General features: G+C 69.2%; 25 protein-coding genes. 15 read left to right on the forward strand and 10 right to left on the reverse strand.

Annotated elements, in window-relative coordinates:
• Positions 1-34 precede the first annotated feature (34 nt).
• Entirely contained in the window at positions 35-1,039 is a 1,005-nt protein-coding gene (locus FDZ84_RS32845; RefSeq protein WP_168589016.1) for a LacI family DNA-binding transcriptional regulator, read from the forward strand.
• A 12-nt stretch (positions 1,040-1,051) separates the two neighbouring features.
• Here FDZ84_RS32845 and FDZ84_RS32850 read toward each other — a convergent pair whose 3' ends face one another.
• Positions 1,052-1,393, reverse strand: a complete 342-nt coding sequence (locus FDZ84_RS32850) for an MmcQ/YjbR family DNA-binding protein (RefSeq protein ID WP_168589017.1) — start codon at positions 1,391-1,393, stop codon at positions 1,052-1,054.
• Positions 1,394-1,518: 125 nt separating this feature from the next.
• On the opposite strand from FDZ84_RS32850, the gene FDZ84_RS32855 reads away from it, so the two are divergent.
• The 8 genes from FDZ84_RS32855 (at position 1,519) to FDZ84_RS32890 (ending at position 9,345) form a co-directional block, all read left to right on the forward strand.
• A complete protein-coding gene (locus FDZ84_RS32855; protein ID WP_168589018.1) occupies positions 1,519-4,044 on the forward strand; it encodes a LuxR family transcriptional regulator in 2,526 nt (841 codons plus the stop codon).
• Positions 4,045-4,323: 279 nt separating this feature from the next.
• A complete protein-coding gene (locus tag FDZ84_RS32860; protein WP_246868596.1) occupies positions 4,324-4,953 on the forward strand; it encodes an alpha/beta hydrolase-fold protein in 630 nt (209 codons plus the stop codon).
• A 114-nt stretch (positions 4,954-5,067) separates the two neighbouring features.
• A complete protein-coding gene (locus FDZ84_RS32865; protein ID WP_168589019.1) occupies positions 5,068-6,204 on the forward strand; it encodes a hypothetical protein in 1,137 nt (378 codons plus the stop codon).
• 20 nt (positions 6,205-6,224) lie between these two features.
• Positions 6,225-6,572 carry a hypothetical protein gene (locus tag FDZ84_RS32870; protein WP_168589020.1) on the forward strand — a complete coding sequence of 116 codons (348 nt, stop codon included), beginning with the start codon at positions 6,225-6,227 and terminating at the stop codon, positions 6,570-6,572.
• On the forward strand, positions 6,569-7,399 hold the full coding sequence (locus FDZ84_RS32875; protein WP_210435266.1) for an ESX secretion-associated protein EspG: 831 nt from the start codon (positions 6,569-6,571) through the stop codon (positions 7,397-7,399). Before FDZ84_RS32870 ends, FDZ84_RS32875 begins: the two co-directional genes overlap by 4 nt.
• A gap of 34 nt (positions 7,400-7,433) precedes the next feature.
• Positions 7,434-7,853 carry a YbaB/EbfC family nucleoid-associated protein gene (locus tag FDZ84_RS32880; protein ID WP_168589021.1) on the forward strand — a complete coding sequence of 140 codons (420 nt, stop codon included), beginning with the start codon at positions 7,434-7,436 and terminating at the stop codon, positions 7,851-7,853.
• Entirely contained in the window at positions 7,853-8,167 is a 315-nt protein-coding gene (locus tag FDZ84_RS32885) for a type VII secretion target (RefSeq protein ID WP_168589022.1), read from the forward strand. Before FDZ84_RS32880 ends, FDZ84_RS32885 begins: the two co-directional genes overlap by 1 nt.
• Positions 8,164-9,345, forward strand: coding sequence for a hypothetical protein (locus FDZ84_RS32890; RefSeq protein ID WP_168589023.1), 1,182 nt, complete (start codon positions 8,164-8,166; stop codon positions 9,343-9,345). Before FDZ84_RS32885 ends, FDZ84_RS32890 begins: the two co-directional genes overlap by 4 nt.
• Positions 9,346-9,523: 178 nt before the next feature.
• On the opposite strand, the gene FDZ84_RS32895 is transcribed toward FDZ84_RS32890, so the two are convergent.
• Together FDZ84_RS32895 and FDZ84_RS32900 are read right to left on the reverse strand one after the other, a co-directional pair.
• Entirely contained in the window at positions 9,524-9,733 is a 210-nt protein-coding gene (locus tag FDZ84_RS32895; RefSeq protein ID WP_246868597.1) for a hypothetical protein, read from the reverse strand.
• A 138-nt stretch (positions 9,734-9,871) separates the two neighbouring features.
• On the reverse strand, positions 9,872-10,129 hold the full coding sequence (locus tag FDZ84_RS32900; protein ID WP_168589024.1) for a cell division protein SepF: 258 nt from the start codon (positions 10,127-10,129) through the stop codon (positions 9,872-9,874).
• A 186-nt stretch (positions 10,130-10,315) separates the two neighbouring features.
• Here FDZ84_RS32900 and FDZ84_RS38255 point away from each other — a divergent pair, with 186 nt between their 5' ends.
• Both FDZ84_RS38255 and FDZ84_RS32915 read left to right on the forward strand, forming a co-directional pair.
• Positions 10,316-11,182, forward strand: a complete 867-nt coding sequence (locus FDZ84_RS38255; protein ID WP_210435267.1) for a hypothetical protein — start codon at positions 10,316-10,318, stop codon at positions 11,180-11,182.
• A 269-nt stretch (positions 11,183-11,451) separates the two neighbouring features.
• Positions 11,452-14,229, forward strand: a complete 2,778-nt coding sequence (locus FDZ84_RS32915) for a LuxR family transcriptional regulator (RefSeq protein ID WP_168589026.1) — start codon at positions 11,452-11,454, stop codon at positions 14,227-14,229.
• Between the two features lie 69 nt (positions 14,230-14,298).
• Here the strand turns inward: FDZ84_RS32915 and FDZ84_RS32920 are convergent, their stop codons facing one another.
• Both FDZ84_RS32920 and FDZ84_RS32925 read right to left on the reverse strand, forming a co-directional pair.
• The gene (locus tag FDZ84_RS32920) at positions 14,299-14,742 is read right to left on the reverse strand and encodes a hypothetical protein (protein WP_246868598.1); all 444 of its coding nucleotides are present in this window, start codon (positions 14,740-14,742) and stop codon (positions 14,299-14,301) included.
• Between the two features lie 399 nt (positions 14,743-15,141).
• Positions 15,142-15,678: a LuxR C-terminal-related transcriptional regulator gene (locus tag FDZ84_RS32925; protein WP_246868599.1), complete on the reverse strand. Its 537-nt coding sequence runs from the start codon at positions 15,676-15,678 to the stop codon at positions 15,142-15,144.
• Positions 15,679-15,890: 212 nt separating this feature from the next.
• Here FDZ84_RS32925 and FDZ84_RS32930 point away from each other — a divergent pair, with 212 nt between their 5' ends.
• Complete coding sequence (locus tag FDZ84_RS32930) at positions 15,891-17,138, forward strand: sensor domain-containing diguanylate cyclase (RefSeq protein ID WP_246868600.1); 1,248 nt, start codon at positions 15,891-15,893, stop codon at positions 17,136-17,138.
• Between the two features lie 31 nt (positions 17,139-17,169).
• Here FDZ84_RS32930 and FDZ84_RS32935 read toward each other — a convergent pair whose 3' ends face one another.
• Positions 17,170-17,865 carry a hypothetical protein gene (locus FDZ84_RS32935; protein WP_168589029.1) on the reverse strand — a complete coding sequence of 232 codons (696 nt, stop codon included), beginning with the start codon at positions 17,863-17,865 and terminating at the stop codon, positions 17,170-17,172.
• Between the two features lie 232 nt (positions 17,866-18,097).
• On the opposite strand from FDZ84_RS32935, the gene FDZ84_RS32940 reads away from it, so the two are divergent.
• Entirely contained in the window at positions 18,098-18,367 is a 270-nt protein-coding gene (locus FDZ84_RS32940; protein ID WP_168589030.1) for a DUF1876 domain-containing protein, read from the forward strand.
• An 82-nt stretch (positions 18,368-18,449) separates the two neighbouring features.
• On the opposite strand, the gene fmdA is transcribed toward FDZ84_RS32940, so the two are convergent.
• The 3 genes from fmdA to FDZ84_RS32955 are packed head-to-tail and all read right to left on the reverse strand — an operon-like array spanning position 18,450 to position 20,669.
• Positions 18,450-19,697, reverse strand: a complete 1,248-nt coding sequence (gene fmdA / locus FDZ84_RS32945; RefSeq protein WP_168589031.1) for a formamidase — start codon at positions 19,695-19,697, stop codon at positions 18,450-18,452.
• Positions 19,698-19,708: 11 nt separating this feature from the next.
• Positions 19,709-20,362 carry an AmiS/UreI family transporter gene (locus tag FDZ84_RS32950; protein ID WP_246868601.1) on the reverse strand — a complete coding sequence of 218 codons (654 nt, stop codon included), beginning with the start codon at positions 20,360-20,362 and terminating at the stop codon, positions 19,709-19,711.
• 31 nt (positions 20,363-20,393) lie between these two features.
• On the reverse strand, positions 20,394-20,669 hold the full coding sequence (locus FDZ84_RS32955; RefSeq protein ID WP_168589032.1) for an FmdB family zinc ribbon protein: 276 nt from the start codon (positions 20,667-20,669) through the stop codon (positions 20,394-20,396).
• 865 nt (positions 20,670-21,534) lie between these two features.
• On the opposite strand from FDZ84_RS32955, the gene FDZ84_RS40240 reads away from it, so the two are divergent.
• The gene (locus FDZ84_RS40240; protein ID WP_256413603.1) at positions 21,535-21,666 is read left to right on the forward strand and encodes a hypothetical protein; all 132 of its coding nucleotides are present in this window, start codon (positions 21,535-21,537) and stop codon (positions 21,664-21,666) included.
• A gap of 505 nt (positions 21,667-22,171) precedes the next feature.
• Here FDZ84_RS40240 and FDZ84_RS32960 read toward each other — a convergent pair.
• Positions 22,172-22,312 carry a hypothetical protein gene (locus FDZ84_RS32960; RefSeq protein ID WP_168584142.1) on the reverse strand — a complete coding sequence of 47 codons (141 nt, stop codon included), beginning with the start codon at positions 22,310-22,312 and terminating at the stop codon, positions 22,172-22,174.
• A gap of 163 nt (positions 22,313-22,475) precedes the next feature.
• On the opposite strand from FDZ84_RS32960, the gene FDZ84_RS32965 reads away from it, so the two are divergent.
• Positions 22,476-23,516 carry a glycoside hydrolase family 130 protein gene (locus FDZ84_RS32965; RefSeq protein WP_210435268.1) on the forward strand — a complete coding sequence of 347 codons (1,041 nt, stop codon included), beginning with the start codon at positions 22,476-22,478 and terminating at the stop codon, positions 23,514-23,516.
• Positions 23,517-23,569 lie beyond the last annotated feature (53 nt).

Here is a 23,569-nt window from a genome sequence, read left to right on the forward strand (position 1 = left end):
AACGCGCCCATCCGCCGCGCGCTAGGCTTTCCAGGTGCAACGCCGCAAGCGCCCCACGATCAAGGACATCGCGGCGGAGACGGGGCTCTCCCCTGCCGCGGTGTCCTACGCGCTCCGCGGCTTGCAGGTCCCCCCGGAAACCCAGCAGCGCGTGCGGGAAGTCGCCGCCCGCCTCGGTTACGAGGCCGATCCGGTCGCCCGCGCGCTGGCCAGCGGGCGCACCGGGATGGTCGGCGTGCTGTGCAGTTCGCTCGAAGATCTGTGGCAGCAGAACTTCGCCACCACGCTCGGCAGGCGCTTCCTCGCCGCGGACCGCAACACCCTGTTCATGGACTCCGCCGCCGATCCCGCGCGCGAGGCGCTGCTCGCCAAGAACCTCCTCGACCAGCGGGTCGACGCGCTCGTCACGATCCCGGTCGACCCGACGTCCCAGCACTGGCCGGAAGCCGCCGAGCGGACCATGCTCGTCGCGATCGGCGACCCGCTGCCCGGGGCGTCCACCGCCGCCGAGGTGGTCTTCGACAACAGCCTGGGCGTCACCGACGCGCTGAAGACCCTCAGCGCCGCCGGGCACGACGAGGTCCTGGTGCTGACTCCGGGACCGCGCCTGATGCGCCAACGCCCGGCCGAGAAAGTCGTCCACGAGGTCGCGCGCGAACTGCGGATGAGCTTGCGTGTCCTGGCCTGCCCCAACGACTTGACCGGCGCGGCCGAGGTGGCGCGGACCGCGCTCGCCGAGGAACCCCGGCCCACCGCGGCGTTCTGCCTCACCGACTCGATGGCCTACGGCGTCTACGAGGCAGCTCGCGATCTCGGCCTGGCCATCCCCGCGGACCTGTCCGTCCTCGGCTACGACGACCATCCGGTGTCCCGACTGCTGACACCCGCGCTGTCCACCTACCGCTGGGACGTGCAGACCGTCGTCGACGCGGTCGTCGAGCGCGTGCTCAAAGCGGTCGACAAGAACCGGCGCAGCCGGCGCAAGCTGATCGCACCGGAGCCGAAGCACCGCGACTCGGTGGGCAGACCACGCCGGTGACCGGCCCTCGGGCTACGGAGTCGGGTGCTCCTCGACGAGGGGCTCAGGGGCCGACAGCCGCCATGCCTCGTACACGAGCTCCTTGAGCTCATCGGCGTCGATCCCCCGCAGATGCACGACCACCCAGCCGAATCCGCCTGCCGTGAACTGCACCTCGAACACGTCCGGGCGCTCGGTGACCAGTGCGATCTGCTCGGACAGCGTCTGCTTCAGGCCGACCGTCTCCGTTCGCGGCCAGTAGTAACCGAACCGCTTGCCACGCACGCTGAACGACGTGTAGTCCCTCGCCTCCGCGCGCTCGACCTCGGCGAGGCGGTCCACCATCCGCATGAACTTACCGCTCGGCACACCCATGCCCAGCATTCTGGCGCACACCGCCGACGTTCCGGACCGAGCAACCTCCCGTGGCTGCGGCCAGCCCAACTTCCGCAATTCGACCCGGCGCAAGATCCACCGATTGTAAGCTCCCGCCGGGAACGATGGTGGACCTATTCGGACGAGACGAGTCGTTGTGCCTGCTCGCCAACGCCGCGGCGCAAGCGCGGGCCGGACGCGGCGGGCTCATCATGCTGCGCGCAAATCCGGGTCTCGGCATGACCGCCCTGCTGGACGCCCACTCGGCCGCGGCGCGCGGCATTGGCATGCGGACGCACCGGATTGTCGTGCTACCGCCGAGCGGATGCACGGAGTTGTCGACCGGTGTGCCGGAGTGGACCGAGCCCGCCGTGGTCGTGATCGACGATCTGCACCGCGCGGACGACGCGACGCTGCTGGCGCTGCATGCGCTCGCCGAAGGACTCCGCGACCGCTCGCTACTGGTCGTCACCGGGCGGCATCGCGGTACTACTCCCGCCCGGTTCGAGCGGCTCGATCGGATGGCAGTCGTACATGACCTGCTCCCGCTGGAGGACGACGCTGTCAGCGCTGTCCTCGCCGAAGTATCCGGTGGGGAGCCGCCGGAATCGCTGCTGCGGCTTGCGGACGAGGCCCGCGGCAACCCGTGGCTGTTGACCCGCCTCGCCGATGACGACCGCACTTCGGCGGTGACCGCCCGGGCGACCGACCTGGCGGGCGGCGACGCCGCCCTGCTGCGTTTCGCCGCGATCCTGAACGAACCCGCTTCGGTCGACGAATTGGCCGCCGTCGTCGAAAAGGCACCGGTGGACGTGCTGGCCGGGGTCGCGCGGCTGGCCGCGCAAGGGCTGGTCGAAGAGCAGGCCGGGCTGGTGCGGTTCCGGCATCCGGTGGTGCGCCGCGACGTGGCGGCGACTTCGGTGGGTTTGCGCGGTTCCGCGGCGCGGGCGCTCGCGGGCTGCGGCGCCGCGGCCGCCGCGGTCGCCGAACAGCTCGCGCACACGCCGATGGACGCCTGGACCCTGGCTTGGCTCGACGACCACGCCGACCGCCTCGCCACCCAGCCGACACCGGCGATCGTGGAGCTGCTCGACCGCGCCGTTTCCTGGCTCCCGCCCGGAAATTCGCGCCTGCACCCATTGCGGGCCGCGCTGGCCGAGGCGCTGATGTGGTCGGGCCGGGTTGATGAGGCGCTGCGCGCCGCCAACACCAGTCTGGCCGCGCATCCGGACCCGCCGATCAGGCACCGGCTGCGCGCGGTGCTCGCCCTGAGCTGCATCCGGGAGATGGATCCCGAAGGCGCCGCCACGGCCCTCGATCCTGAACGGGTGCACGGGGAACTCCCCGGACGGCTCGCCGCGATAGACGCCACGGCTTGCCTGCTGGCCGGCGATCTGGAGGGCACGGAGCGCGCCGTCGAGGTCGCGGCGCCCGAAGCCACGCACGACCCGCTCATCGAGGTGTACCTGCTGAACGTCCGCGCGACGGGTCTTTTCGTGTTCCGCAACCTCGCCGGGGCGCTGGAGGTGCTTGACCAGGCGGACGCACTGCTCGACATCGCGGTCTCCGACCGCGGCCAATGGCTGATGTCGCGCCTGCTGCGCGCGGTCGTCCAAGACCTGCGCCAGGACCGGACGGCGCTGCAGACGGTCGAGGAAGCGCGTCCGCTCGCGCGGGTGTTCGGCGCGGGCCTGCTGGCCTGGCTACACACCATCGCGGCGCTGGCCTCGTTCAACAACGGGCTGTGGGATCAAGCCCTCGACGAGATCGACGCGGCCATGGCCCTACCCGACCTGTACGGCATGGGCGGGCCGCTGCACGGGGTGGCCTCGTCGATCCTGCTGAACCGCGGTGACCTGCCCGGTGCTCGCCTCCACGTCGAGCTCGCCGAGCAGTCCGTCAGCCGCGGGGTCGCCGTGTTCTACGAGCAGATCACCGTGCTGTCGCGCGCTGTCGTCGCCGACGCGGAAGGCGACGCGCAGCGGGCGCTGGAGCTCGTGCGCAGCCTCGCCGACGGCGCCGTCGGGGTCCACCACGGCCACGCGGTCTCGACCGTCGGCGCCCGGATCGTGCGCATCGCGATCGCGGGCGGCGACCACGACCTGGCTGCCCGGCTGCTCGCGCAGATCCGGGAGTTGAGCACCGGCGAATCAGCCGGCGAGCGCAATGCGCTGATGTACTGCCAGGGCTTGGTCGACAGCGACGTCGACCTGCTGCTGACCGCCGCCGAAGGATTCGCCCAGAACGGATCGCCGATCTCCGCCGCGAGCGCGGCGGAGGACGCGGCGCGGATCCTGGCCGCGTCCGGGAGACCCACCGATGCCCGGGCGGCCTACCAGACCGCGATCGACCGGTACGCCGCGCTGACGGCCACCGGCGCCATCCAGCGAGCCGACGCGGCGCTGCGCGCGTACGGCGTCCGGCGCGGCGCGACGGGGCCCCGCCGCCGCCCGAAGCACGGCTGGGACAGCCTGACCGCCGCGGAGCTGCGCGTGGCGGAGCTCGTCGCGCAGGGCCTCACCAACCGGGAGGCCGCCGAACGACTGGTCGTTTCGGTCCGAACGGTCGATTCGCACATGTCGCGGATCCTCGCCAAGCTCGGCTACTCGTCGCGCGTCGAGATCGTGCTCGGATTCGAGCATCGTGGCTGAGCCCACCACCAGCCCCGAATGCCCGCCACCGATGCCGGTGGCACCGAAAGTCCTCGCCCCGACGTCGAGCCGCGGTCGTCGCAGCAGCTCGCCCCTCCTGGGCGGCCATTTCGCGCAACCGGCCACGACGTACGCGAATCGCGCGACGTCAACGCGGCATACCTACGGGATACCGACAACATCAGCAATGTTGCTGATGATTCTGCGGGCCGGTTCTGATGATCTTTATTCGGTGTCTGCCGAGGGGAAGCAGGCCCGACATCAAAGGTGGAACACCGCATGAACCTCCTGCGCAGGTCCGTGCTGCGCGGCTGGGTCGCCGCGCTGGTCGGCGTCGTCGCTGCGTCGGGAACGGCCGCGTCCGGGGCGCCCGCGGCGAACGCGCCCCCGCGTTTCAAGGACCGATCCCCCACCCGGGAGGGCAGGGCGATCTCCGGCCACTCGATGGGCGGCTTCCCCGCGTTCCACTACGCCGAGCACCGGCCGGAGCCTTTCAGCTACGTGGGCAGCTTCTCCGGCGGTCTCGACCTGTTGAGCCAGGAAATGCGCGCCGCTGTCATCGGCACCGCGCAGATGCCTTCGCACGGCACGCCGACCGTCCCAGTCGAATCGGTCTTCAGCCCGCCGGTGTGGCCGCTCGACGGCGTCTGGAACGAGCAGAGCCCCGCCCAGCACGTCGAATCGCTGCGCCGCATGGGCGTGGCGAGGTACACCGGCGACGGCGGCGACCTGGCGGTTGACCCCGTCCAGGCCGCAGTGGAGAACCCCAGGCAGACGGCCTTGGTCACGGCAGCCAACTTGACCGAGGCAGGCATCCCCTACGAATCTCCGACTACCGCGATGGCAGCAACTGGGCGCCGGGCTGTACCGGCAAGCACAACCAGGACGCATGCCTGCAGGCCGGCATGAACCACTTCGTGCCTTTGGTCATGGCACGGCTGAAACACCCTTGACCACAGAAAATGTTCGTGATGGTGGCGCGCCGGCGAGCCGGGGCACCGATTGGAAGGCAGAAGACCGGGAATGATCGACGACTCCGGAACAGCGAATCTCGTTGACACGGCGTCCGCCGGTGTGCAGGAACTGGCGAGCGCCGCCACCTCCGTGCTGGACCAGGCCGGGCCGGCCGGCGCGCTGGCGCAGCCCGTCGTGAACGCGCTACGCAACGTGTGGGAGGGGTACTTCGGTTCGCCGATCCCGTCCGACGGCACGAACTGGAACGCCTACACCCACGAACAACTCCACCAGATGCTGTGGGACAACGCCGACGTCGGTGACGTCAGCACGGTCGCCGCCGAATGGGGGCGGCACAGCACCGAGCTGACCCACCAAGCGGACTCGATGCGCCAGCAGCGGGGCGTCATGCAGTCGCACTGGAGCAGCACGGCGGCGGACCTGGCGACGAACCGGCTCGGCGAGCTCGGGGACCGGACCTCCGACATCGGCACCCGCGCGAGCACCGTCCAGCAGGCCACCCAGGACGCCGGCGACGCGCTCTCCGTCGCACGCAACACGATGCCGCCGCCGCCCGGCGACCCGACCGGGACGGCCCTGTCCAGCGCCGTAGCCGGAGCCGGTGCGGGTGCGGTCATCGGGGGCATGGTCGGTGCGGCTGCGGGCGGGATCGGCGCCGGCCCGGGCGCCGTGATGGGTGCCGCCATCGGCGCCGTGGCCGCCGGCGGCGGCAGCCTGTTCCTCGCCAGCGTCGATGCCGCCCAGAAGAAAGCTGAGGCGGTGCACGTGATGCAGCGCTACGAGGCGAGCCTCCACAACAGCAGCCGAGCGATCGCGCCGGCCGGGTCGACCGCGGCCGAGGCCTTCGACACCGCACCGGCGCAAACCTCCGCGGCCGGATTCAGTGGCGGAGGTTCGGCGGGCGGCGTGCCCTGGGGGAAGCTGGTCGGCGGCGCCGATCCGTTGGGTGCGGGACTGCGCGGCGGGGCACTCGGCGGGGCGCTCGGGGGTGCGCTGATGGCGCCGGCGGCCGCGACGTCGGGTCTCGCCGGACGCGGCGCGGGCAGCGGAAGCATGATGCCGCACGGCGCGCGGCGCAGCGCGGAGGAAGAAGAAGAGCAGGTGCACCAGAACCGCATGCCCACCGTCGACCAGAAGTTGTTCGCCGACGACAGGCCGGCCAGCGCACCGGTCATCGGAATCTGAGCAGGACAGGAGCGAGAACCTTGACCTCCGAAGGAAACCCCGGGCGCGGCTACCAGGTCGCGCCGCAAGACCTCGCGTCGCAGGTCACGGCGCTGTCCGGGATCGGCGAGCGGACCAACGGCCTAGTGACGTCTGCCGGCGAGCTGGCCGGGCGGATGCCGATGCTCGGCACCGCACCGCCCGCGCTGCACCTGGCGAAGCGGCTGCGCGAGGCAGCCGGCGACTACGGGCTCACCGGTGAGATCAGCGCCGCCGACACCGAGCTGCACAGCTTCCGCACCGCGCTGCAGGCGACCGTCACCGGATACCTCCAAACCGACGACGACAGCGCGCGGGCGCTGCGGAACACGGGCGGTGCCGCGCGATGACGGCCGCGACCACGCACACCCCACGGCGCGGAGCCCCCGAAGGAATCCACTTCGGACAGATCGAGCTCGACCTGATCGCCACCCACGTCGGCGTGCCCTTCCCGTTCCCGCTCCGCGTGCCGTCGTTCGGGCGGATCGCCGGTGAGCGCGAGGTCCTGCTCGCTGCGGCTGGGCAGACCCTCCAGGCCCGCGGTCTCGCCGACGAGGACGGACCGGCTGGCGCCGCGGCCGAGTTGGCCACGGCATTGCGCGAGCACCGAGGCACCGTCGACCTCGTGCTGGTGGACGGCGACGGGGCGACCGCAATCGTGGCGATGGTCTACCGCTCCTGGGCGCTGATCTGCGAGCAACCGCTGGACAACGACCCGGCCAGCCCGGTTCGGATCCGCCGGGTGGTCGCGAACGCGCTGACCGACTCGCTGCTCGCGATGGTGCCCGACGTGGCGGGGGCCAGGTCGATGCCGATCTCGCTGCCCGAACGCGCGATCAGCACCGCGGCGGACCTGATCAGCGCCGCAGCGGACGACGCGGCGAAGGAAAGGCTGCTGCGCGAGCTCGTTCGCGACTGCGGCGGTGATCCGGACGTGCTCGACCACCTCGCCGGCCTGCTCCCGTCGCTGACCGGTCGAGGCCAGCTCGGCGCGACGCGCCGCGGCGGCGACGGCAGCGTTCGGGCCGGCACCGAACTGTCCTGGCTGGACGGTCCGCGCGGGCGGGTTCGGGTCAACCCCGCCCGCAACGGCTGGATGAGCATCAACCCGTTGCGAGGGGACGACCTCCGGTTCGCGCTGGACGAGCTGGCCGGAATCGCACGCAGGCCGCGGTAGCGCGAACTGTTCAGGACGAGTCGGAGGAAACACCGTGGATTCAGCAGCACAGTGGCTGGCGAGCTACGACCAGAAGCTCGCGCGGGCGGCGGCCAACGCCAAGGCCGCGAGCGAAACCCTGAGCCGGATGAGCGGCACCGCTACTTCCCCGCGCGGCGAAGTTGCAGTCCAGGTCGGCCCCAGCGGAGCGCTGGAGGACATCCGGCTGACGCCGACGGCCCGCGCGATGGAGGTCGAGCAGCTCGCGAAGCTCATCCTGGCCACCGCGCAGGAAGCGCAGCGCTCGGTCGGCTCCCAGGTCGTCGAGATCATGACCGATTACGTCGGCGACGGCCCCGCGCTTGATTTCGTCAAGCAGAACATGCCGCCCGCCACCGGGGTCGACGCAACGTCGGGTGCGCGCGCGATCGACAACGACGAGGACTACTTCGCGAACCCGCAGGTGATCGTCTGATGAGCGCACCCAACAACTTCCAGGTCGATCCTGCCCAGATCCGGGAGCACGCCAACACGGTCTCCGGCATCGCCAGCGGGCTGTCCTCCGCCGGCGGAGGCCTGCCGGGCGATCCGGCCGAGAACGCGCTCGGCACGTTCGTCCAGTTCCTCACGGCCGGGTTGGGCACCGCCATGACCCAGGTCACGGACGCCATCGCGCTGGCAGCGTCGGCTGTGGACGATGTGAGCGCGGCGCTCGTGCGGACCGCCGAGGACTACCAGCGCTCTGATGAGCACAACGCCGCTCTGCTGCTCGGGAAGGACTCGCGGTGACCACAGTTGCGACGAACCAGCCGGATCTGGGGCAGTCGAGCATGTCCCAGGTCGTCGACGACCTGAAGTCGACCACGCGGGCGGTGCAGGGCAAGGCCTGGCTGTCCGGTGACTTCGGCGGTGCGAGCCCGGGGCTGCGGATCATCGCCTCGGTGCCCGACCCGCTGTCGGCGCTGTCCGGGGCCGGTTTCGGCTTCATCACGGAAGCGGTGTCGTTCCTGGCGGAACCGCTGCAGCAGCTTGCCGGTGACCCGAGTTCGATCTCGTCGGGCTCCCAGGGCTTCCAGGCCGCCGGACAGGTCGTTTCCTCGATCTCCGACTCGTATCGGGAATCGGCCGGCTCGCAGACCAGCGGGTGGTCGGGTGCTGCGGCTTCGGAGTACCTGAAGACCGGCGCGGAGCTGGTGGACGGGATCAACGGGCTCGGCCAGGCGAGCGTCGCGTTGGCCGAAGCGGCAGCCGGCGCGGGCGAGGCGGTCGCGAAGACGCTCCAAGAGGTCACGACCCTGGTCAACGAGGCGACCGCGAAGATCATCATGATCATCAACCAGGCCCTCGCCGCGGCCCCGGCGACCTTCGGCGCGAGCATCGCGGCCGCGATCCCGCAAGCCGTGCAGGTCGCCGTCGAATACGGCGGGCGGATCCTCGGGCACATGCAGAACCTGTTGTCCAGCAGCCAGAACCTGATGACGCACGTCAACTCGACGGCGCAGGCCGTGGCTAAGGTGACCGACAAAATCGCGCAGATCAGCGAGCGCTGCCAGGCGAGCACCGAAACGTCCGGGAAGCCGACGTCCGTGGCGGGATCGGTCGGGATCCCGGGCCAGCCGTCGAGCGTGTCCGGCGTGGCGCAAACTCAGGCACTGCCCGACTCGGGAACGCCCCAGGCGTCCTTTAGCGCAGCCGCCCAAGCGTCGTACGCGGGGGGTGCGTCCCCGTTGCCGCACCTGCCGTCGTCGCAGGCCCATGCACCGTCGCAGGTGCCCCAGACGGGATCGGCGGTACCCGGCTCGGCGTCGGCCCAGGCATCCTACGAGTCCGAGTCCCAAATGCCCTTCGGTGCGGCCCCGTTCCTGCCGCCCCGCACGGCACAGTCCCAGGAAAAGGACAGTTCCGACCGACCGGGCGCTCGCGAGCAGCGTGAGTTCGAGGCGGGGAGCTTTAACGAAAAGCGTTGACCTCGCAGGCCAGCACCGCCCGCCGGACTACCTTGCCGGGACCGGCAGTGCGATGGCGATGATCCCGGTGCCGAGGATGATCGAACGTGAAGATGGAAAAACCATTAACACACTGGTCGAGGACTCACTCCCGCGCAAGCTCCAGGAACGGTTAGGCACCGTCGGCTGGGGTCAAGGGTCAGCTGGGGGCGGCAAGACGAAACTCCAGAAGGCAGCGCTGGTCAGTCAGGTCGGTCACGGTGTCGAGGACCAGTCCGTGGGCCGAGGCGAGCGTGCGAAACTCGTCGACCCGGCGTTCGCGACCGCCGAAGATCACGAGCATGGCCAGATCGAACTCGGTTTCGGCGCGTCGTCTGCCGACCGGTTCGAGCAGGCCGACGGCCAGCAACTGGTCCCCCGGCTCCTACACCGCCGAGACCGGATGTTCCGTCGGCGATCTGCGGCTGAGCACCTCGGTTCCGGTCGGGACCGACGAACCTCGCGGGGTCCCCGGGAACCCCGGGGGGCCCGGCGCTTCTCGTGCCCGTCAGGTGGGAACGCCCGCCGGATCCGGCCGAACCTCTCCGGCCTCGACCCCCGGCGGTGTCAGCAGGAAGACCTTGGGTGCCACCCGGTCGATGGTACCGCCCCGCCCGATGACCATGCCCGATGCGAAGTCGATGAGCCGCACCGCCTCCGCCTTCGACAAGCTCGTCAGATCCATCACCACAGGCACGCCTTGGCGGAAGTAATCACCGACGTAGTAAACGTCGTTGTAGTTCTGCGGGTGCAGCGTCTTGACCACGCCTCCAGTCTCGTCCGCGGACGGGCAATGTCAACAGCAACGCCCCGTCCTCCGGGCATCCACCGGTTTCCAGCGAAAATCAACCCGACCGCTGCGGCTCCCGACTGCCCTTCGGCGATCATCAACGTCAGGACCCTGCCCGAACGGCCCGCTCCGGCCTCCTTCGTGCACGCGGACCCAAGCCTGGTGTCCGAGAACCGGCGGATCGTCCACGAGTTGACCGAGTCGCACCCGAACATCGACGGGCTCGTCCTGTGCGCCAGCTTCTTCCAGGCGCACCGGCGGGTGACGCCGGAAGGGTTCGAGCTCAACTTCGCGCTCTTCTGCCTGAGCCGCGTCCTCGCCGGTTACGGGCTGCTCGCCGCCGTACCGGAGTTCGTCGACCGCGATCAGGGGCACGTCGCGATCCAGATGCTGCTGCTCGGCCTGGTGTTCAACGTCATCGCGGTGGCTTCCGACAGCATCTGGGGGCTCGCCGCGGCCACCGCGCGGAACTGGTTCGCCCGCTCACCGCAGCAACTGGCCCTCGTCGGCGGGGCCGGCGGGCTGGCGATGATCGGCTCGGCGTCACGGTCGCCGCAACGGGACGCAGGGATTAGGCCCGGGCCTGCGCGGGTTCGGCATGGCAGATCAGTCCGGTTGGGCGGCCTGGATCACCGCTTGGATCGAGCTGGAGCGTCACTACCATCCGTACGCGGCGAGCGGCCACCCCGGCGTCACCGTCACTTCGTTCCCTCCGACGGACTGGTCGGTGGAATTGTTGCTGTTCTTGTTCCGGTTGCTACTGCTACTGGTGCTGCTCTGGCTGGCTTTCCCGTCGCTGTTGGAGGTGTGGTTTCCGGTGTCGCCCGAGTGGCGCACCGCCACCAGACTCGCCGTGCCGCTTGCGGCGGCGGATCCGGCGTCGACAACTCCGAGTGCGAGGGGCAGTGCCAACGCGAGACCGGCCAGTGCTCGTACCGCTGTCCGCATTTAGATTCCTCCTGGCTTCGTGCGCGGAGATGTGCTCCCTTTCCGGGATTCCCTTCAGAACCGGGAAATGCGGCGCTCTAGCCGAGGGTTCGATGCCGAACGTGCATGTTCGTTACCTAAGTCCCTTGTCCATTTCCGCGGATCGTGGACAGCCACCGGCTTCCCACTACCACCGAGTTTTCTCCGGTCGCACCCACATTGCGCCAGGGAAAGACCCGGGCCCCCTCCCTGGCGATTCCCGGGCGCGCCAACGAGGTTCGCGATTCAGCCCGGGGGCCCGGAAGCGCTCGGGAGGCGTAGGCGTACCAGAGGAGTTGCGAATCGAGGGGGCGACGCCTCTACCATCGGGCATGGCTATTTCCGGCAGCCGTGCCGGGGCCGGGCTGCGCGGTCGGGACCGCGAGTGCGACGTGTTGGATCGCCTGTTGGCGCGAGTCCGGACTGGGCAGAGTTCCGCGTTGGTGCTTCGCGGCGAGCCCGGCACTGGCAAGACGGCGTTGCTGGACTACGTGCGCGAGCGTGCATCGGGCTGCCACCTCGCCCAAGTCGTGGGTGTGGAGTCGGAGATGGAGCTCGCGTTCGCCGGTCTGCACCAGCTGTGCGCGCCGATGCTCGACCGACTGGATCGGCTGCCCGAACCGCAGCGGGACGCGCTGCGCGTCGCCTTCGGCCTGCATGAAGGCGGCGCTCCCGATCGGTTCCTGGTGGGTTTGGCGGTCTTGACGTTGCTCTCGGAGACTGCCGCCGAGCGGCCACTCGTCTGCCTCGTCGACGATGCGCAGTGGCTGGACCGGGCCTCGGTCCAGGCCATGGCGTTCGCGGCGCGCCGCTTGCTGGCCGAACCCGTCGCAGTCGTTTTCGCGGTGCGCGAGCCCACCGACGACCACGAGCTGCGCGACCTGGCGGGACTCGCCATCACGGGGCTCGCCGATGCCGACGCGGCCCAGCTGCTGGCTTCGGTGATCCACGGGCGGCTGGACGAGCAGGTGCGGGACCGGATCATCGCCGAGACCCGGGGCAATCCGCTGGCCCTGCTGGAGTTGCCTCGGGCGTTCACCCCGGCCGAGCTGGCCGGCGGGTTCGGACTCCCCAGCCCCGGGCCCGTGGCCGGTTGCGTCGAGCGGTGCTTCACCCGCCGGCTCCAGTCCGTTCCGGCCGACACCCGGCGGCTGCTGCTGACCGCTGCCGCGGACCCCTCCGGCGACGCCGGCCTGCTGTGGCGGGCGGTCGCGCGGCTCGGGATCGCGGCCGATGCTGCGGCTCCCGCCGAGGCCGCCGGGCTGATCGAAATCGGTGCCCAGGTGCGGTTCCGGCATCCGCTGGTGCGTTCGGCCGCCTACCGGTCGGCACCACCGCAGGAGCGCCAGCAGGTGCACCGCGCTCTTTCGGAGGTGACCGATCCGGAGGTGGAGCCCGACCGGCGAGCGTGGCACCGCGCCCGCGCGGCCCAAGGGCCCGACGAGATGGTGGCCGGAGAGCTGGAACGCTCGGCCGACCGGGCGCAGAGTCGCGGCGGCATCGCGGCGGCAGCCGCGTTCTTGGCGAAGGCGACCGAGCTGACGCCGCAGCCGGCTCGCAGAGGCACGCGTGCGTTGGCCGCCGCGCAGACGAAGCTGGACGCCGGTGCTCCCGACGCCTCGCTCGGGCTGCTGGCAATCGCGGAGGCGGCACCGCTCGATGAGCTCCAGTACGCGCGCGCCGACTTGCTGCGCGCCGAAATCGCGCTCGCGGTCAACCGGGGCCGCAACGCTCCGCCGCTGCTGCTGAGGGCTGCCGAGCGCCTTGAACCGCTCGACGTCGCGCTGGCGCGCGAAACCTACCTCGAAGCACTCGAGGCGGCGATCTTCACGGGCCGCATCGGTGACGGCGACGATGCACTGAGAGCTGCCGAGGCCGCTAGGCCCGCGCCACCCGCCCCGCAGCCGCCGCGACCGATAGACCTCATGCTGGACGGCCTGGCCGTGCGGTTCACCGAAGGTTTCGCCGCCGGAGCGCCGCAGTTGCAGCGCGCGGTGCAGGCGTTCCGCCTGAGCGATACGCCCAGCGCGGAAGACCTGCGCTGGGGCGGGCTGGTGTGCCGCGTCGCCACGGATCTGTGCGACGACGAGGCGTGGCACGAGCTCGCCACGCGCGGACTCAGCCGCGCTCGCGACACCGGCGCGCTCACCGCGCTCGCTACCGCGCTCAGCTACTGCGCGGGCGCGCACGTGCATGCCGGCGAGCTCGACGTGGCGTCGGAGATGCTCGACGAGGCTGACGCGATCGCCCAGGCAGCCGGCAATGCGCCCCACCGCTACGCAGCGATGACGCTCACTGCGACCCGCGGCCGCGAAGGCCCGGCATTGGAGCTGATCAAGACCAGCGCGCGGGATGCGGACGCCAGGGGCGAAGGCCGGGCGATCACCATGGCCGACTACGCGACCGCGCTGCTCTACAACGGCCTCGGCGACTACCAGAGGGCGTTCGGCGCCGCCGACCGAGCGTGCCAGCGCGACCAGCTGAGCGTCTACTGGTGGGCCCTGGGTGAGCTGGTCGAAGCGGGCGTCCGGAGCGGGCACCGCGACGTCGCCGCCGACGCGCTCCGGCGGCTTCAAGAGCGAACTGGCGCGTGCGGCACGGATTGGGCTTTAGGGATCGAGGCGCGTTCACGGGCGTTGCTGAGCACGGGTGAGCAAGCCGAGGCGCTGTACCGGGAGGCCACGGAACGGCTCGCACACAGCCATGCCGCCGTGCAGCGTGCCCGCGCCCATCTCCTGCACGGCGAATGGCTGCGTCGGGAGAACCGGCGGCTGGAAGCACGCGAACAACTCCGTTGCGCCCACGACATGTTCAGCCGCATCGGTGCCGAGGCGTTCGCCGAGCGCGCTCGCCGGGAACTCGTGGTCACCGGCGAAACCGTGCATCGAGCCACGCCGCAGACGTTGGTGGTGCTGACCGCGCAGGAGGCGCAGATCGCCAGGTTGGCCCGCGACGGCCACACGAACCCGGAGATCGGCGCCCAGTTGTTCCTCAGCCCCCGCACTGTTGAATGGCACCTGCGCAAGGTGTTCACCAAGCTCGCCATCGGTTCGCGCCGGGAACTCCGCCGAGCTCTGCCCAATGCGGCACTGGTCAACTCACCTGGCTAGCAAATCCGGTCCGGGCCCGCCCGGCGTCGCCGGACGAGCCCGAGCGCGTCCAATTAGGACGAAATCGGATCAGCCGACGTAGACGTCGAGCTGCATCCCCATCTGCCGGTGGTCACCGACCGGGCACCAGAAATCGTATACACCTCGACGCAATGTCACGTTTAGATCTGCCGCGTGGCCCGCCTGGACGACGGGAGTGCGCGCGTTCGTGACCCCTGGCCCGCTGATCTGCAGGGCGTGCGGGGCTCGCCCGTCGTTGACGGCCCGGAACGTGTATTGCCCCGGCGGCAGGAAAGCCGGCTGCAAGAGCCGGAAATCGACCATCTTGACGACCACGAGGTGCGGCCCGCCGCCGCCCGCGTGCGCCGTCGGCGCCGGGGATGCCGCAGCCGAAGCCCCGGTGCAGACGGCCGCGACCAACACGACCACGCCGAGCAGCACGCCCAGCAATGCTCGCCTCGTTCCGCTGGATTTCCTGCCGAGAGACCTGTTCTCGTTCACCTTGATCAGCATTGCCGACCCCCACGAGAAATTCGGCACCGGGCTGGAAAAAGCGATAGCATCGAGAAAACCATTACCAGCCCGGGTGTTCTGACGCTGCAAGCGCATCTAGGGTATATCCACGGTTCGTCCGTTTGGTGCCGCATGTTCCAGGTGTTCCTGGAGGAGCCGCAGTTGCGGCTCTTGCGGCCGAATGTGGAGCCGGCCGAACGTCCCGGCGACGATCGCACGGCAAATCTAGGTATGGAAGTCGGTAGTTCTTACGCCGTTTTTCGCCGCGACTTCGCGCATGGTGGATCGATCGTCCCCGATTCCCCGATGCTCGAGGTCGACATGTCCCTGTTCAACGACCACCGACAACCCGACAACGCTGCCCGCCCGCGACGCCCGGCATCTGGCGCGAGAACGAGGTCAGTCCTCGGAGACCCTCGCGTGCTCGATGACCCATGTCGTGACCTGGGCGCGGGAGGTGACGCCGAGTTTGGCGAATATGTGTTCGACATGACTTTCCGCCGTGCGCACTGCGTTCGCCAGCTCGGCCGCGATCTCCTTGTTGGTCATGCCCCGCGCGATGAGTTCGGCGACCTGCGATTCCCGGCGGGTGAGCAGGGCGGGCCCACCGGACGCCGATCGCGTGGTGGACCGGGGCTCCCCCGCGACGGCGAGGGCGACGACTTCGTCGAGGTTCAGCACGATGCCCATGCGATCGTCCAGGCCCCGGTTGAGGCGGAGGCTCTCCCCTTCCAGCTCCGCAGCCCGCTCCGCGTTGCCCTGTCGGAAATCGGCCCGGACCGCCTTGGCCCGCTCGACGAACAGCGCGACGCCTTCGGACAACGGGGGGACGTCCATGAGCGCCTCCGCCGCGATGTTCAGCCGCTGCCGGCTCGCTTCGGACAGTTCACGACTCCGGCCGACGAAGCTGGTCGTGTCGACGGGAATGTTTCCCACCGCAGGTCGCGACACGTTCGCCCCCGATCGGCGAAGATCACCTCGAGCCGAGCAGCAAGCCCCCACGGGGTTGTGCATGCATTTCCGGCAGCGTATGCCACCGACTTCGCGGGCACCACCACGCGGCGAGCACCGGTTGGCAATTCCCGTGCCAGGGCCGGACGTCGGCAGAACCTTTCCACGGGAGCATGATGCGAACTTCCGAATGCGAGTTGACCAATTCGTCCTCACAGTGGCAGCTGCTGCTGGATCGTGCCGCGTCCCCGATGGCCTTGCTGGACCCGTGCGGTCACTTCGTGCACGCCAACGAGGCGCTCTGCGCGGTGCTCGGGTACGGGCGGGACAGCCTGCTCGACCGCCCGCTCGACGACTTCACCGCCGGAGAGGTTCGAGGTGACGGAGCGGTGGTCGATCGGCGCTTCAGACGGTCCGATGCGAGCACCTTGTGGATGCGCCAAAGCACCTCACCGATCCTCGATCCGGACGGCGAACCGGGTTTGCTGCTCTCGCAGTTCCACGAGATCGCAGACCATCCGGAGACCAACGTCCTCTGGTGCCGGGTGTTCGCCAACGCCCCCATCGGCATGGCGCTGCTGGACCTCGACGGCCGCTGGACCGATGTCAACGACGCATGGTGCGACCTGCTCGGGTACAGCAGGCACGAGATGCTGGGGATGCGCTACTCCGACGTCACCTACGCCCAGGACCAGGAACACGGTTCCGCGGCGCTGGCCGACCTGGTCGAAGGCAAGCTGCCCACCGTCAGCCTGAAGAAACGCTACCGGCACAAGGATGGTCACCCGATCTGGGTGCTAGTCCGGACCAGCGTGGTCACCGGCGCCGATGACCGCCCGGCGTACCTGGTCAGCCAGTGCGAGGAGCTCAGCGAACGCTGCGTCACCGACGCCCACCTCGCCCACCTCGCGCTGCACGACCCGCTGACCGGGCTGGCCAACCGGGCCCTGCTCGCCGACCGCCTGGCGCACGTCCTCGCAGAACTCGAACGGGCCGGCGGCGTGGTCGCCGTGCTCGTCGCGGACCTCGACGAGCTGAAGCCGGTCAACGACACCTACGGGCACGCCGCAGGCGATCTGCTCCTCACCACTACCGCCGACGAGCTGCTGAACGCGGCTCGCCCAGGGGACACCGTGGCCCGGATCGGCGGCGACGAATTCGCCGTCGTCAGCACGCATCCGGACGTCCAGGCAGCCGAGGAGTTTCGGGACCACGTCGCCCAGCGCCTGCGGACCGAACGCGAAACGCCCGACTACCGCCTGCGGATCCGGGCCAGCGTCGGGCTGGCCACGACCGCCGATCCGGCCACCCAGCCGGCGGCGCTCCTGCACGATGCGGACCAGGACATGTACCGGCGCAAGCAGGGGATGCGCGGCAACGCGGGGGAAGCCCCCAGTTGCCCGAGCTGCCAATGCCGCGAGGAGGTGCACGGAACCGCCCGATGACGTACCGCAAGCCGCTCCGCGGCTTCGGTGATCAGTGCGCGAACGCCGTTCCCGGGGTTCGGACACGGTCGACCTCCGGCCGGTACAGCATCAGCACCGCGGCATCGCCGATCCACACCGCGAACACCACGCCGGTGACCATGGCTGCGACCACGACGAACGGACCGGTCAGGAAGAAGGCCGTGACACCAGCGATCAACCCGATCAGCGCCACCACGAAGCCGAACCACCCGACCCACGGAGCGAGCAGCTCGCGGCGCACCATCGCGGCCCCGGTCGTCGAGGCGAACAACGCCACCAGCAGGCCGATAGGACCGAGCGACAGGCGGTGCAACTCGGAGAGCACGAACACCGACGACTGGCTCGCGGTAGTCACGTCCCGGCTCATCGAGGCCAGCGCGATCACCGGGAGCATGCTCAGCAAGGTCGTCGTCGACAGCACGACACCCGCGGCGAACACCACCGGCGAGAACGCCTCAGCGCCGCCCTCGGCGCGCTGCAACAGGTGGCGCAGGTGCCCGACGAACCACAGGAACACCACCGCCGCGAGCGTCCCGAACAGAGCTGCCAGCAACACGGTCACCCGGTTCGCGGCCACGTAGAAAAAGGTCAGGACCGGTTCTTCACCGGTCGGTGCCGACGGGTTGAGGAACAAGCTGGCCAGCAGCAACACTGCCGCCGCCAAACCGCTCGTCGCTCCTACGCGCTCCCATGCACGTTCGTTCATCGCAGCCTCCTCTGGTCGGATACCGCAAGCCACCGGGTTACCCGCATGCCGAGGTGAAACCACCACCGAACGCACGTGCTCGCCGTCCGGGAAGAACCGGCGAGGCAGTTCGCTGCGATAGCGAGGAATCACCTCAGCGGTGCCAATGGGCTCTGCCGCCCGGCGGCGCGAGTCCGCGATGCTGGTTTTCAACGGAGCCCGACGGCTCCCGGACGAACGTGGAGAACCGGCGATGGTTGCGACGAAGCACTGGACCGTCGACGTCTACTTCGACGAGGACGTCGACCACACGCACGCCGAGGCGCGGCTGCAGGCGCCGGCCGCCGGGGACCTCCACGGCAAGGGATCGGCGCGGCGCAACCCCGAGGACCGGAGCGTCCCGGAGATCGGCGACGAGCTGGCCGCCGCCCGAGCCCTGTTCGACCTGGCCCGCCGGCTGCTCAAGACCGCCGAGCACGACGTCGAGCAGATGACGGGCCAGCCCGCCCACCTCCACACCTGATCGGGCCGATGGAACTGCGCGAATTCCTCGAACGTCCGCAGCATGGCAAGGGGCAGCGGCCCCGCGGGGCCGCTGCCGGTGGTCAGGACGTGACGGCGCACTGACCGCGATCTTCGCGCACGGGTCCAGTCGCGTTCGGCCGGACGTCGAAGTCGAAGATCGCCGCCGGGACGTAGAGGGTGCAGCAGGCATTGGGGATGTCGACGATGCCGCTGATCCGCCCCTCGATGGGCGCCGATCCGAGCAGCAGGTACGCCTGCTCGCCGGTGTAGCCCCACTTCTTGAGGTATTCGATGCCGTTGAGGCAGGCGCGGCGGTAGGCCACGGTCGCGTCCATGTAGAGGTTCGTGTCCGTGTCGTGGTCCACCGAAATCCCGGAGAACGACAGGAACTCCGAGTACCGCGGCTCGACGTTGCCCGGCATGAACAACGGGTTGGTGCTGATGCCGAACTTGTTCATGCCGTCCTTGATCAGATCCACGTGCAGGTCGATGAAGCCGCCCATCTCGATCGCACCGCAGAAGGTGATCTCGCCATCGCCCTGGCTGAAGTGCAGGTCGCCCATGGACAGCTTCGCACCCTCGACGAAGACCGGGAAGAAGATCCGCGACCCGCGGGTGAGGTTCTTGATGTCCTGGTTGCCTCCGTTCTCCCGGGCGGGAACCGTCCGGGCTCCTTCGCGGGCGATCCGCTGCGCCTCGCTGCCGTCGGCCTGGCCGGCCAGCGCGCCGGGCTCGGTCGGCGGCAGCGCGAGCGGGGGCACCCGGTTCGGGTCGGTGTCGATGAGCGCCTGCTCCCGCCGGTTCCACTTGGCCAGCAGATCGGCCGACGGAGCCGTACCGATCAGGCCGGGGTGAGTGATGCCGGTGTAGCGGATCCCCGGCAAGTGCCGGGAGGTGCACTGCTGCCCGTGGAAGTCCCAGATCGCCTTGTAGGCGTCCGGGAAGTAGTCGGTCAGGAATCCGCCGCCGTTGGCCTTCGCGAACACGCCGGTGTAACCCCAGCCCTGCCCCGGGGCCTCGCCGACCTCCTGCGGCACCGGACCCAACTCCAGGACGTCGACGACCAGGAGGTCACCGGGTTCGGCGCCTTCGACACCGAAGGGGCCGCTGAGCATGTGCGTGAGGTCCAGGTTGACGTCCCGGACGTCGTTGGCGGAGTCGTTGTTGCCGAGTTGCGCGTCGGTCCACTCCCGGCATTCGACGCGGAACTCCTGGCCGGGACGGACCATCGCGGCCACCGGGACGTCCGGGTGCCACCGGTTGTGCCCGGGCACGGCCTGCTCCCGCATCGACTTCGACTGGTCGACGCTGAAAACCACTTCTGGCATGGGAATCCTCCTCACTGATGTGCCGTCCGGCGCGCTGCGGACATCGCCCGGGTGCCCGACCGCAGGCCCCGGACCGACCACACGCCGGTGGTGAACAACCACAGCGCGACGAATACGACGACGCCGAAGACCAGCAGCGCCAGCGCGATGGCGTTCGGGTTCTGCCAGTGGCCGGTAAGGATCAGGAACGACGGGATCGCGCCGGTGACCCAGCCTTCGATCGCCGCGACCCAGCCGGTAAAGCGGGTGAGCCGTTCGAACTTGAGGCCCAGCAACAGGAAGAACAGCAGCCACAGAAATGACCAGTACAACCAGATCACGCCGAACGGGCTGTCCCCGAGCAAGCGGAAATTCGCGTACGAGTAGCCGAGCGCCATGATCGCGACGAACAGCGAGAACCAGCCGACGCCGCTGCTGTCCAAGTCGCCGAGCAGCCCGATTCCGACGTAGAGGTAGGTGAAGCCGAACAGGTAGATGCCCGATGCGCTGAGGATGGTGACAGGGTCCGCGAGGTGCGTGCCGATCAAAATCGTCGGCGTGATCACCTGGAGCCCGCCGACGAAGAGGTTGAACACGGCGATCGCCTTCGGATCCGCCTTGCCCAACAGCATGACGCCGTTGAGGAACAGCACGGCGCCGACGTAGAGCAATCCCACATATGCCACCGGTGACACCTCCACTGGTGCCCGGGATCAGTCAGGGACGTGGAAGCCGGGACAGCACCGGGTGCGGCGCAGGCCGCGGACGCCCCGGCGGCACCTCGGTGACCACCTCCGGTTCCGCGCCGCTTCGTTCCTCGCGCTCGAGCGCGGCAGCGAACTGCCTGGGCACGGTGGTGAGATGCGGCGCGGAGAAGACCCTGCGGGCGGGTCGACTGCATCCGGGACAGTCGTGCGAATCCGATGCGGTTCCGATCGGCTGATGCGTCTCGAAGCGACCGCACCGAGGGCAATCGTACTCGTAAGTCGCCATGATTGGGCCGGTCCTTCCCCGTGGACCAACTCGTTCTCGCCCTTCGGCCGCCTACGGCGGCGATGGCACCGACTCGACTCGGCGCCCCAGAACCGAGGAGACGCCGGGTGCCGTCCGCTGTCAAGCGCGGGAACGGCGCACCGAACAAGCAGCTCCCCTCGCCGGGTGATCGGCTTCCGCGTGACACGGGGCACCATTGACTCTGAGTACGAACCTTGCCGATAATTTCCACCCATAAGTGTGAGCACCCCGTCGGAGCAGTCACAACGTGCAGGCGGCACCCGACACGATCAGAAATGGGTGGCTGCCGATGCGTCCCCAGCATGCCCCTCTCGGTCACATAATCCTGACCGCCTGGATGTGCCCCGGCTGCGACGTCGCGGGGCGAACCTCGCCCGACAATGAACCGGAATGCTGGAATTGCGGCGGCCCGGTCGTGGTCACCGCCCGGCCCGCGGTGCCCGCAGCCGGCCGCGGTTCCGCCACCAGTTCGCCGGCCAGCGCGTGAGCCGCACTCCCGACCGCTTTCCGCGGCGGGGCACGGCATCCATCCCCCGCGCGCTGCGGCACCCGGACGTTCGTTGACCGGAACACTGCGCGAAATCGGTTTACCCGCAGTGGATATTCGACCGACTGCACAACGTGACCGGTAACTACAAAACGCACTCGGGGCGAAAGACCCGTTTTACGCGCTGTCGTCGAGCCCTACCGTGGACGATGTTCCAAACAACACGGCGAACCCGACGACACGCCGACGCCTGGATAAGGGCGGAACCGATCGGGATCTCCGCCCGAGCGTGCCACCTCGGCATTCCAGAAGTGCCCGGCCGTCCAGGGCTTCGCCATCGATCAACGGGGGACCACGATGAAGATCAGCGAAATCTTCAGCAACCGTCACGGCTGGGGCTGGGGCCACGGCTGGGGCTGGGGCTGGGGCTGGGGCTGGGGTCACGGCTGGGGCTGGGGCGGCTGGGGCCGCTGGGGCCGTCGCTGGTGATCAGGCCCTGACGTCCCGGGAGGCCCTATTCTTTCCGGAAACCACATCCAACCCAACGCAGTCCTGCTGTTCGCGGTAGCTCTCGTCTTCACGGGCGGGAGCTACCGCTTTTCTGTGGACACCGCGGCTCCCCGACCGGGATGGTCCAAAGCTAAAGCTGGGAGATTCCAACCAGCGCTAGCCGTGCGTGTTTTTCGGTGCTATAGCGCCTGAAACCGCTCACGGAACTCATGCTGGCGGCTGGCGGCGTCGCCAATGAAAAGAGGCCGTTCGCTTCACAGCGGCTGGCGAGGCAGAGCCGGGCCACTCCCGATGGGGAGGCGTCGATTTCGCGCGAAATCGGCGAGGGCCCTGGGGGGAAGGCGTCGATTTCGCGCGAAATCGACCGGTGGCGGAATCGTGCCCCGGCGCGGCCCACACCACCCGCCTGGTGTCGTGATCCACCACGACCGTCAGCGAAACCGAACCCACCCGATAACCCCATCTAAAGCAAGGGGTCTGCGCACTACGTTTCCCCGATCAAGGCCGTTGCGGCGGCCGTGCTCTTCGTCCCGGCGTTCCAGTCCGGTCTCGCCCAGTGCGTGCACGCGATCTCGTCGTGGCCGACGGCCTTTGCAAAGGGAATCTCCGCGAAGAGCAGAAGCACGAATTCGTCCTAACTGGAATCACGCAGGATGAAAGTGCATGTCCTGGCTGACAATACCCAATTCTTGTCTCGTTGTCATACCCGATCGGATATTGCCGGGGACCGGGTGGCTCGATACGTTGGAACGATCTGCGAGCAGACAACGTTGTCAATGGGAGGTCTCTTGCCACGCCCAAACGACGTCCCGATCAATCGTCGGCGCGCGCTCCTGGCAGGTGCAGGTGCTGCGATCGGAGCAGCCGCGATTCCGGCGCTTTCCGGTGAAGCCACCGCCTCTCGGGAAAACGCCGCGGCATTTCCGCTGGGGCCGTTCGAGAAGAGCCCGCACAACCCGATCCTGCGGCCGGATCCCGCCCACGAATGGGAATCCGCCTACCTCTACAATCCGTGCGCGATCCTCGTCGAGGACCAGGTCGCGCTGCTCTACCGGGCGCAGAACGCGGCGAAGACCTCTTGCATAGGTCTGGCGTTCAGCGACGACGGCGTGACCTTTCGCCGCCATCCCGAACCGGTGCTCACACCCACCGAGCCCTGGGAGATCCCGGGCGGCTGCGAGGATCCGCGAGTCGTGCGGATCAACGGCACGTACTACCTGACCTACACCGCCTACGACGGCCGACGGGCGCTGCTCTGCATGGCCACCTCGACCGACCTGGTGCGCTGGGCGAAACATCCCCCGCTGTTCCCGAACCTGCCCGATCCCGGCCACGGGCCGGAACCCTGGAACAAGTCCGGTGCGATCGCACCGGTGCCGATCCAGGGCTGGTACTGGATGTACTTCGGCGAGTCGAACATCTTCTGGGCGCGGTCGAGGAATCTGCTCGACTGGGAGACGCCTGGCAACGACGATCCCGTTGCGACACCGGTGTTCCCGTGGGAGAAATCGCTCATCGAGCCCGGCCCGCCACCGGTGCTGACCGACGACGGCCGCCTGCTGCTGATCTACAACGGCCGGGCCGACGGCAGCGGCGGCTACCAGAAAGGGCAGTACTCCGGCGGGCAGCTGCTCATCGACCCGCAGAACCCGACCAAGGCCCTCGCCCGCCTCGAACGCCCCTTCATCTTCCCCACCGCCGACGACGAGCAGAACGGCCAGGTCAACCACGTCGTGTTCAGCGAGGGCCTGGTCCGGTTCCGGGACCGCTGGTTCCTGTACTACGGCATGGCCGACTCGGTGCTCGGCGTGGCCACGGCCCCGGCCTGATACCCCGACCCCTCCCGAAGAGGAGCATGATGAACGAATCGAGAAGGCGAATT

The sequence above is a fragment of the Saccharopolyspora sp. ASAGF58 genome (genome assembly GCF_012277335.1).
GTDB classification, from domain to species: domain Bacteria; phylum Actinomycetota; class Actinomycetes; order Mycobacteriales; family Pseudonocardiaceae; genus Saccharopolyspora; species Saccharopolyspora hattusasensis.

Coding starts and splice junctions, on each gene's coding strand:
- FDZ84_RS32850 (WP_168589017.1), bottom strand. CDS start 1,393: ATGGGTGTGCCGAGCGGTAAGTTCATGCGGATGGTGGACCGCCTCGCC.
- FDZ84_RS32855 (WP_168589018.1), top strand. CDS start 1,519: ATGGTGGACCTATTCGGACGAGACGAGTCGTTGTGCCTGCTCGCCAAC.
- FDZ84_RS32860 (WP_246868596.1), top strand. CDS start 4,324: ATGAACCTCCTGCGCAGGTCCGTGCTGCGCGGCTGGGTCGCCGCGCTG.
- FDZ84_RS32865 (WP_168589019.1), top strand. CDS start 5,068: ATGATCGACGACTCCGGAACAGCGAATCTCGTTGACACGGCGTCCGCC.
- FDZ84_RS32875 (WP_210435266.1), top strand. CDS start 6,569: ATGACGGCCGCGACCACGCACACCCCACGGCGCGGAGCCCCCGAAGGA.
- FDZ84_RS32885 (WP_168589022.1), top strand. CDS start 7,853: ATGAGCGCACCCAACAACTTCCAGGTCGATCCTGCCCAGATCCGGGAG.
- FDZ84_RS32915 (WP_168589026.1), top strand. CDS start 11,452: ATGGCTATTTCCGGCAGCCGTGCCGGGGCCGGGCTGCGCGGTCGGGAC.
- FDZ84_RS32920 (WP_246868598.1), bottom strand. CDS start 14,742: ATGCTGATCAAGGTGAACGAGAACAGGTCTCTCGGCAGGAAATCCAGC.
- FDZ84_RS32935 (WP_168589029.1), bottom strand. CDS start 17,865: ATGAACGAACGTGCATGGGAGCGCGTAGGAGCGACGAGCGGTTTGGCG.
- FDZ84_RS32940 (WP_168589030.1), top strand. CDS start 18,098: ATGGTTGCGACGAAGCACTGGACCGTCGACGTCTACTTCGACGAGGAC.
- fmdA (WP_168589031.1), bottom strand. CDS start 19,697: ATGCCAGAAGTGGTTTTCAGCGTCGACCAGTCGAAGTCGATGCGGGAG.
- FDZ84_RS32955 (WP_168589032.1), bottom strand. CDS start 20,669: ATGGCGACTTACGAGTACGATTGCCCTCGGTGCGGTCGCTTCGAGACG.
- FDZ84_RS40240 (WP_256413603.1), top strand. CDS start 21,535: ATGAAGATCAGCGAAATCTTCAGCAACCGTCACGGCTGGGGCTGGGGC.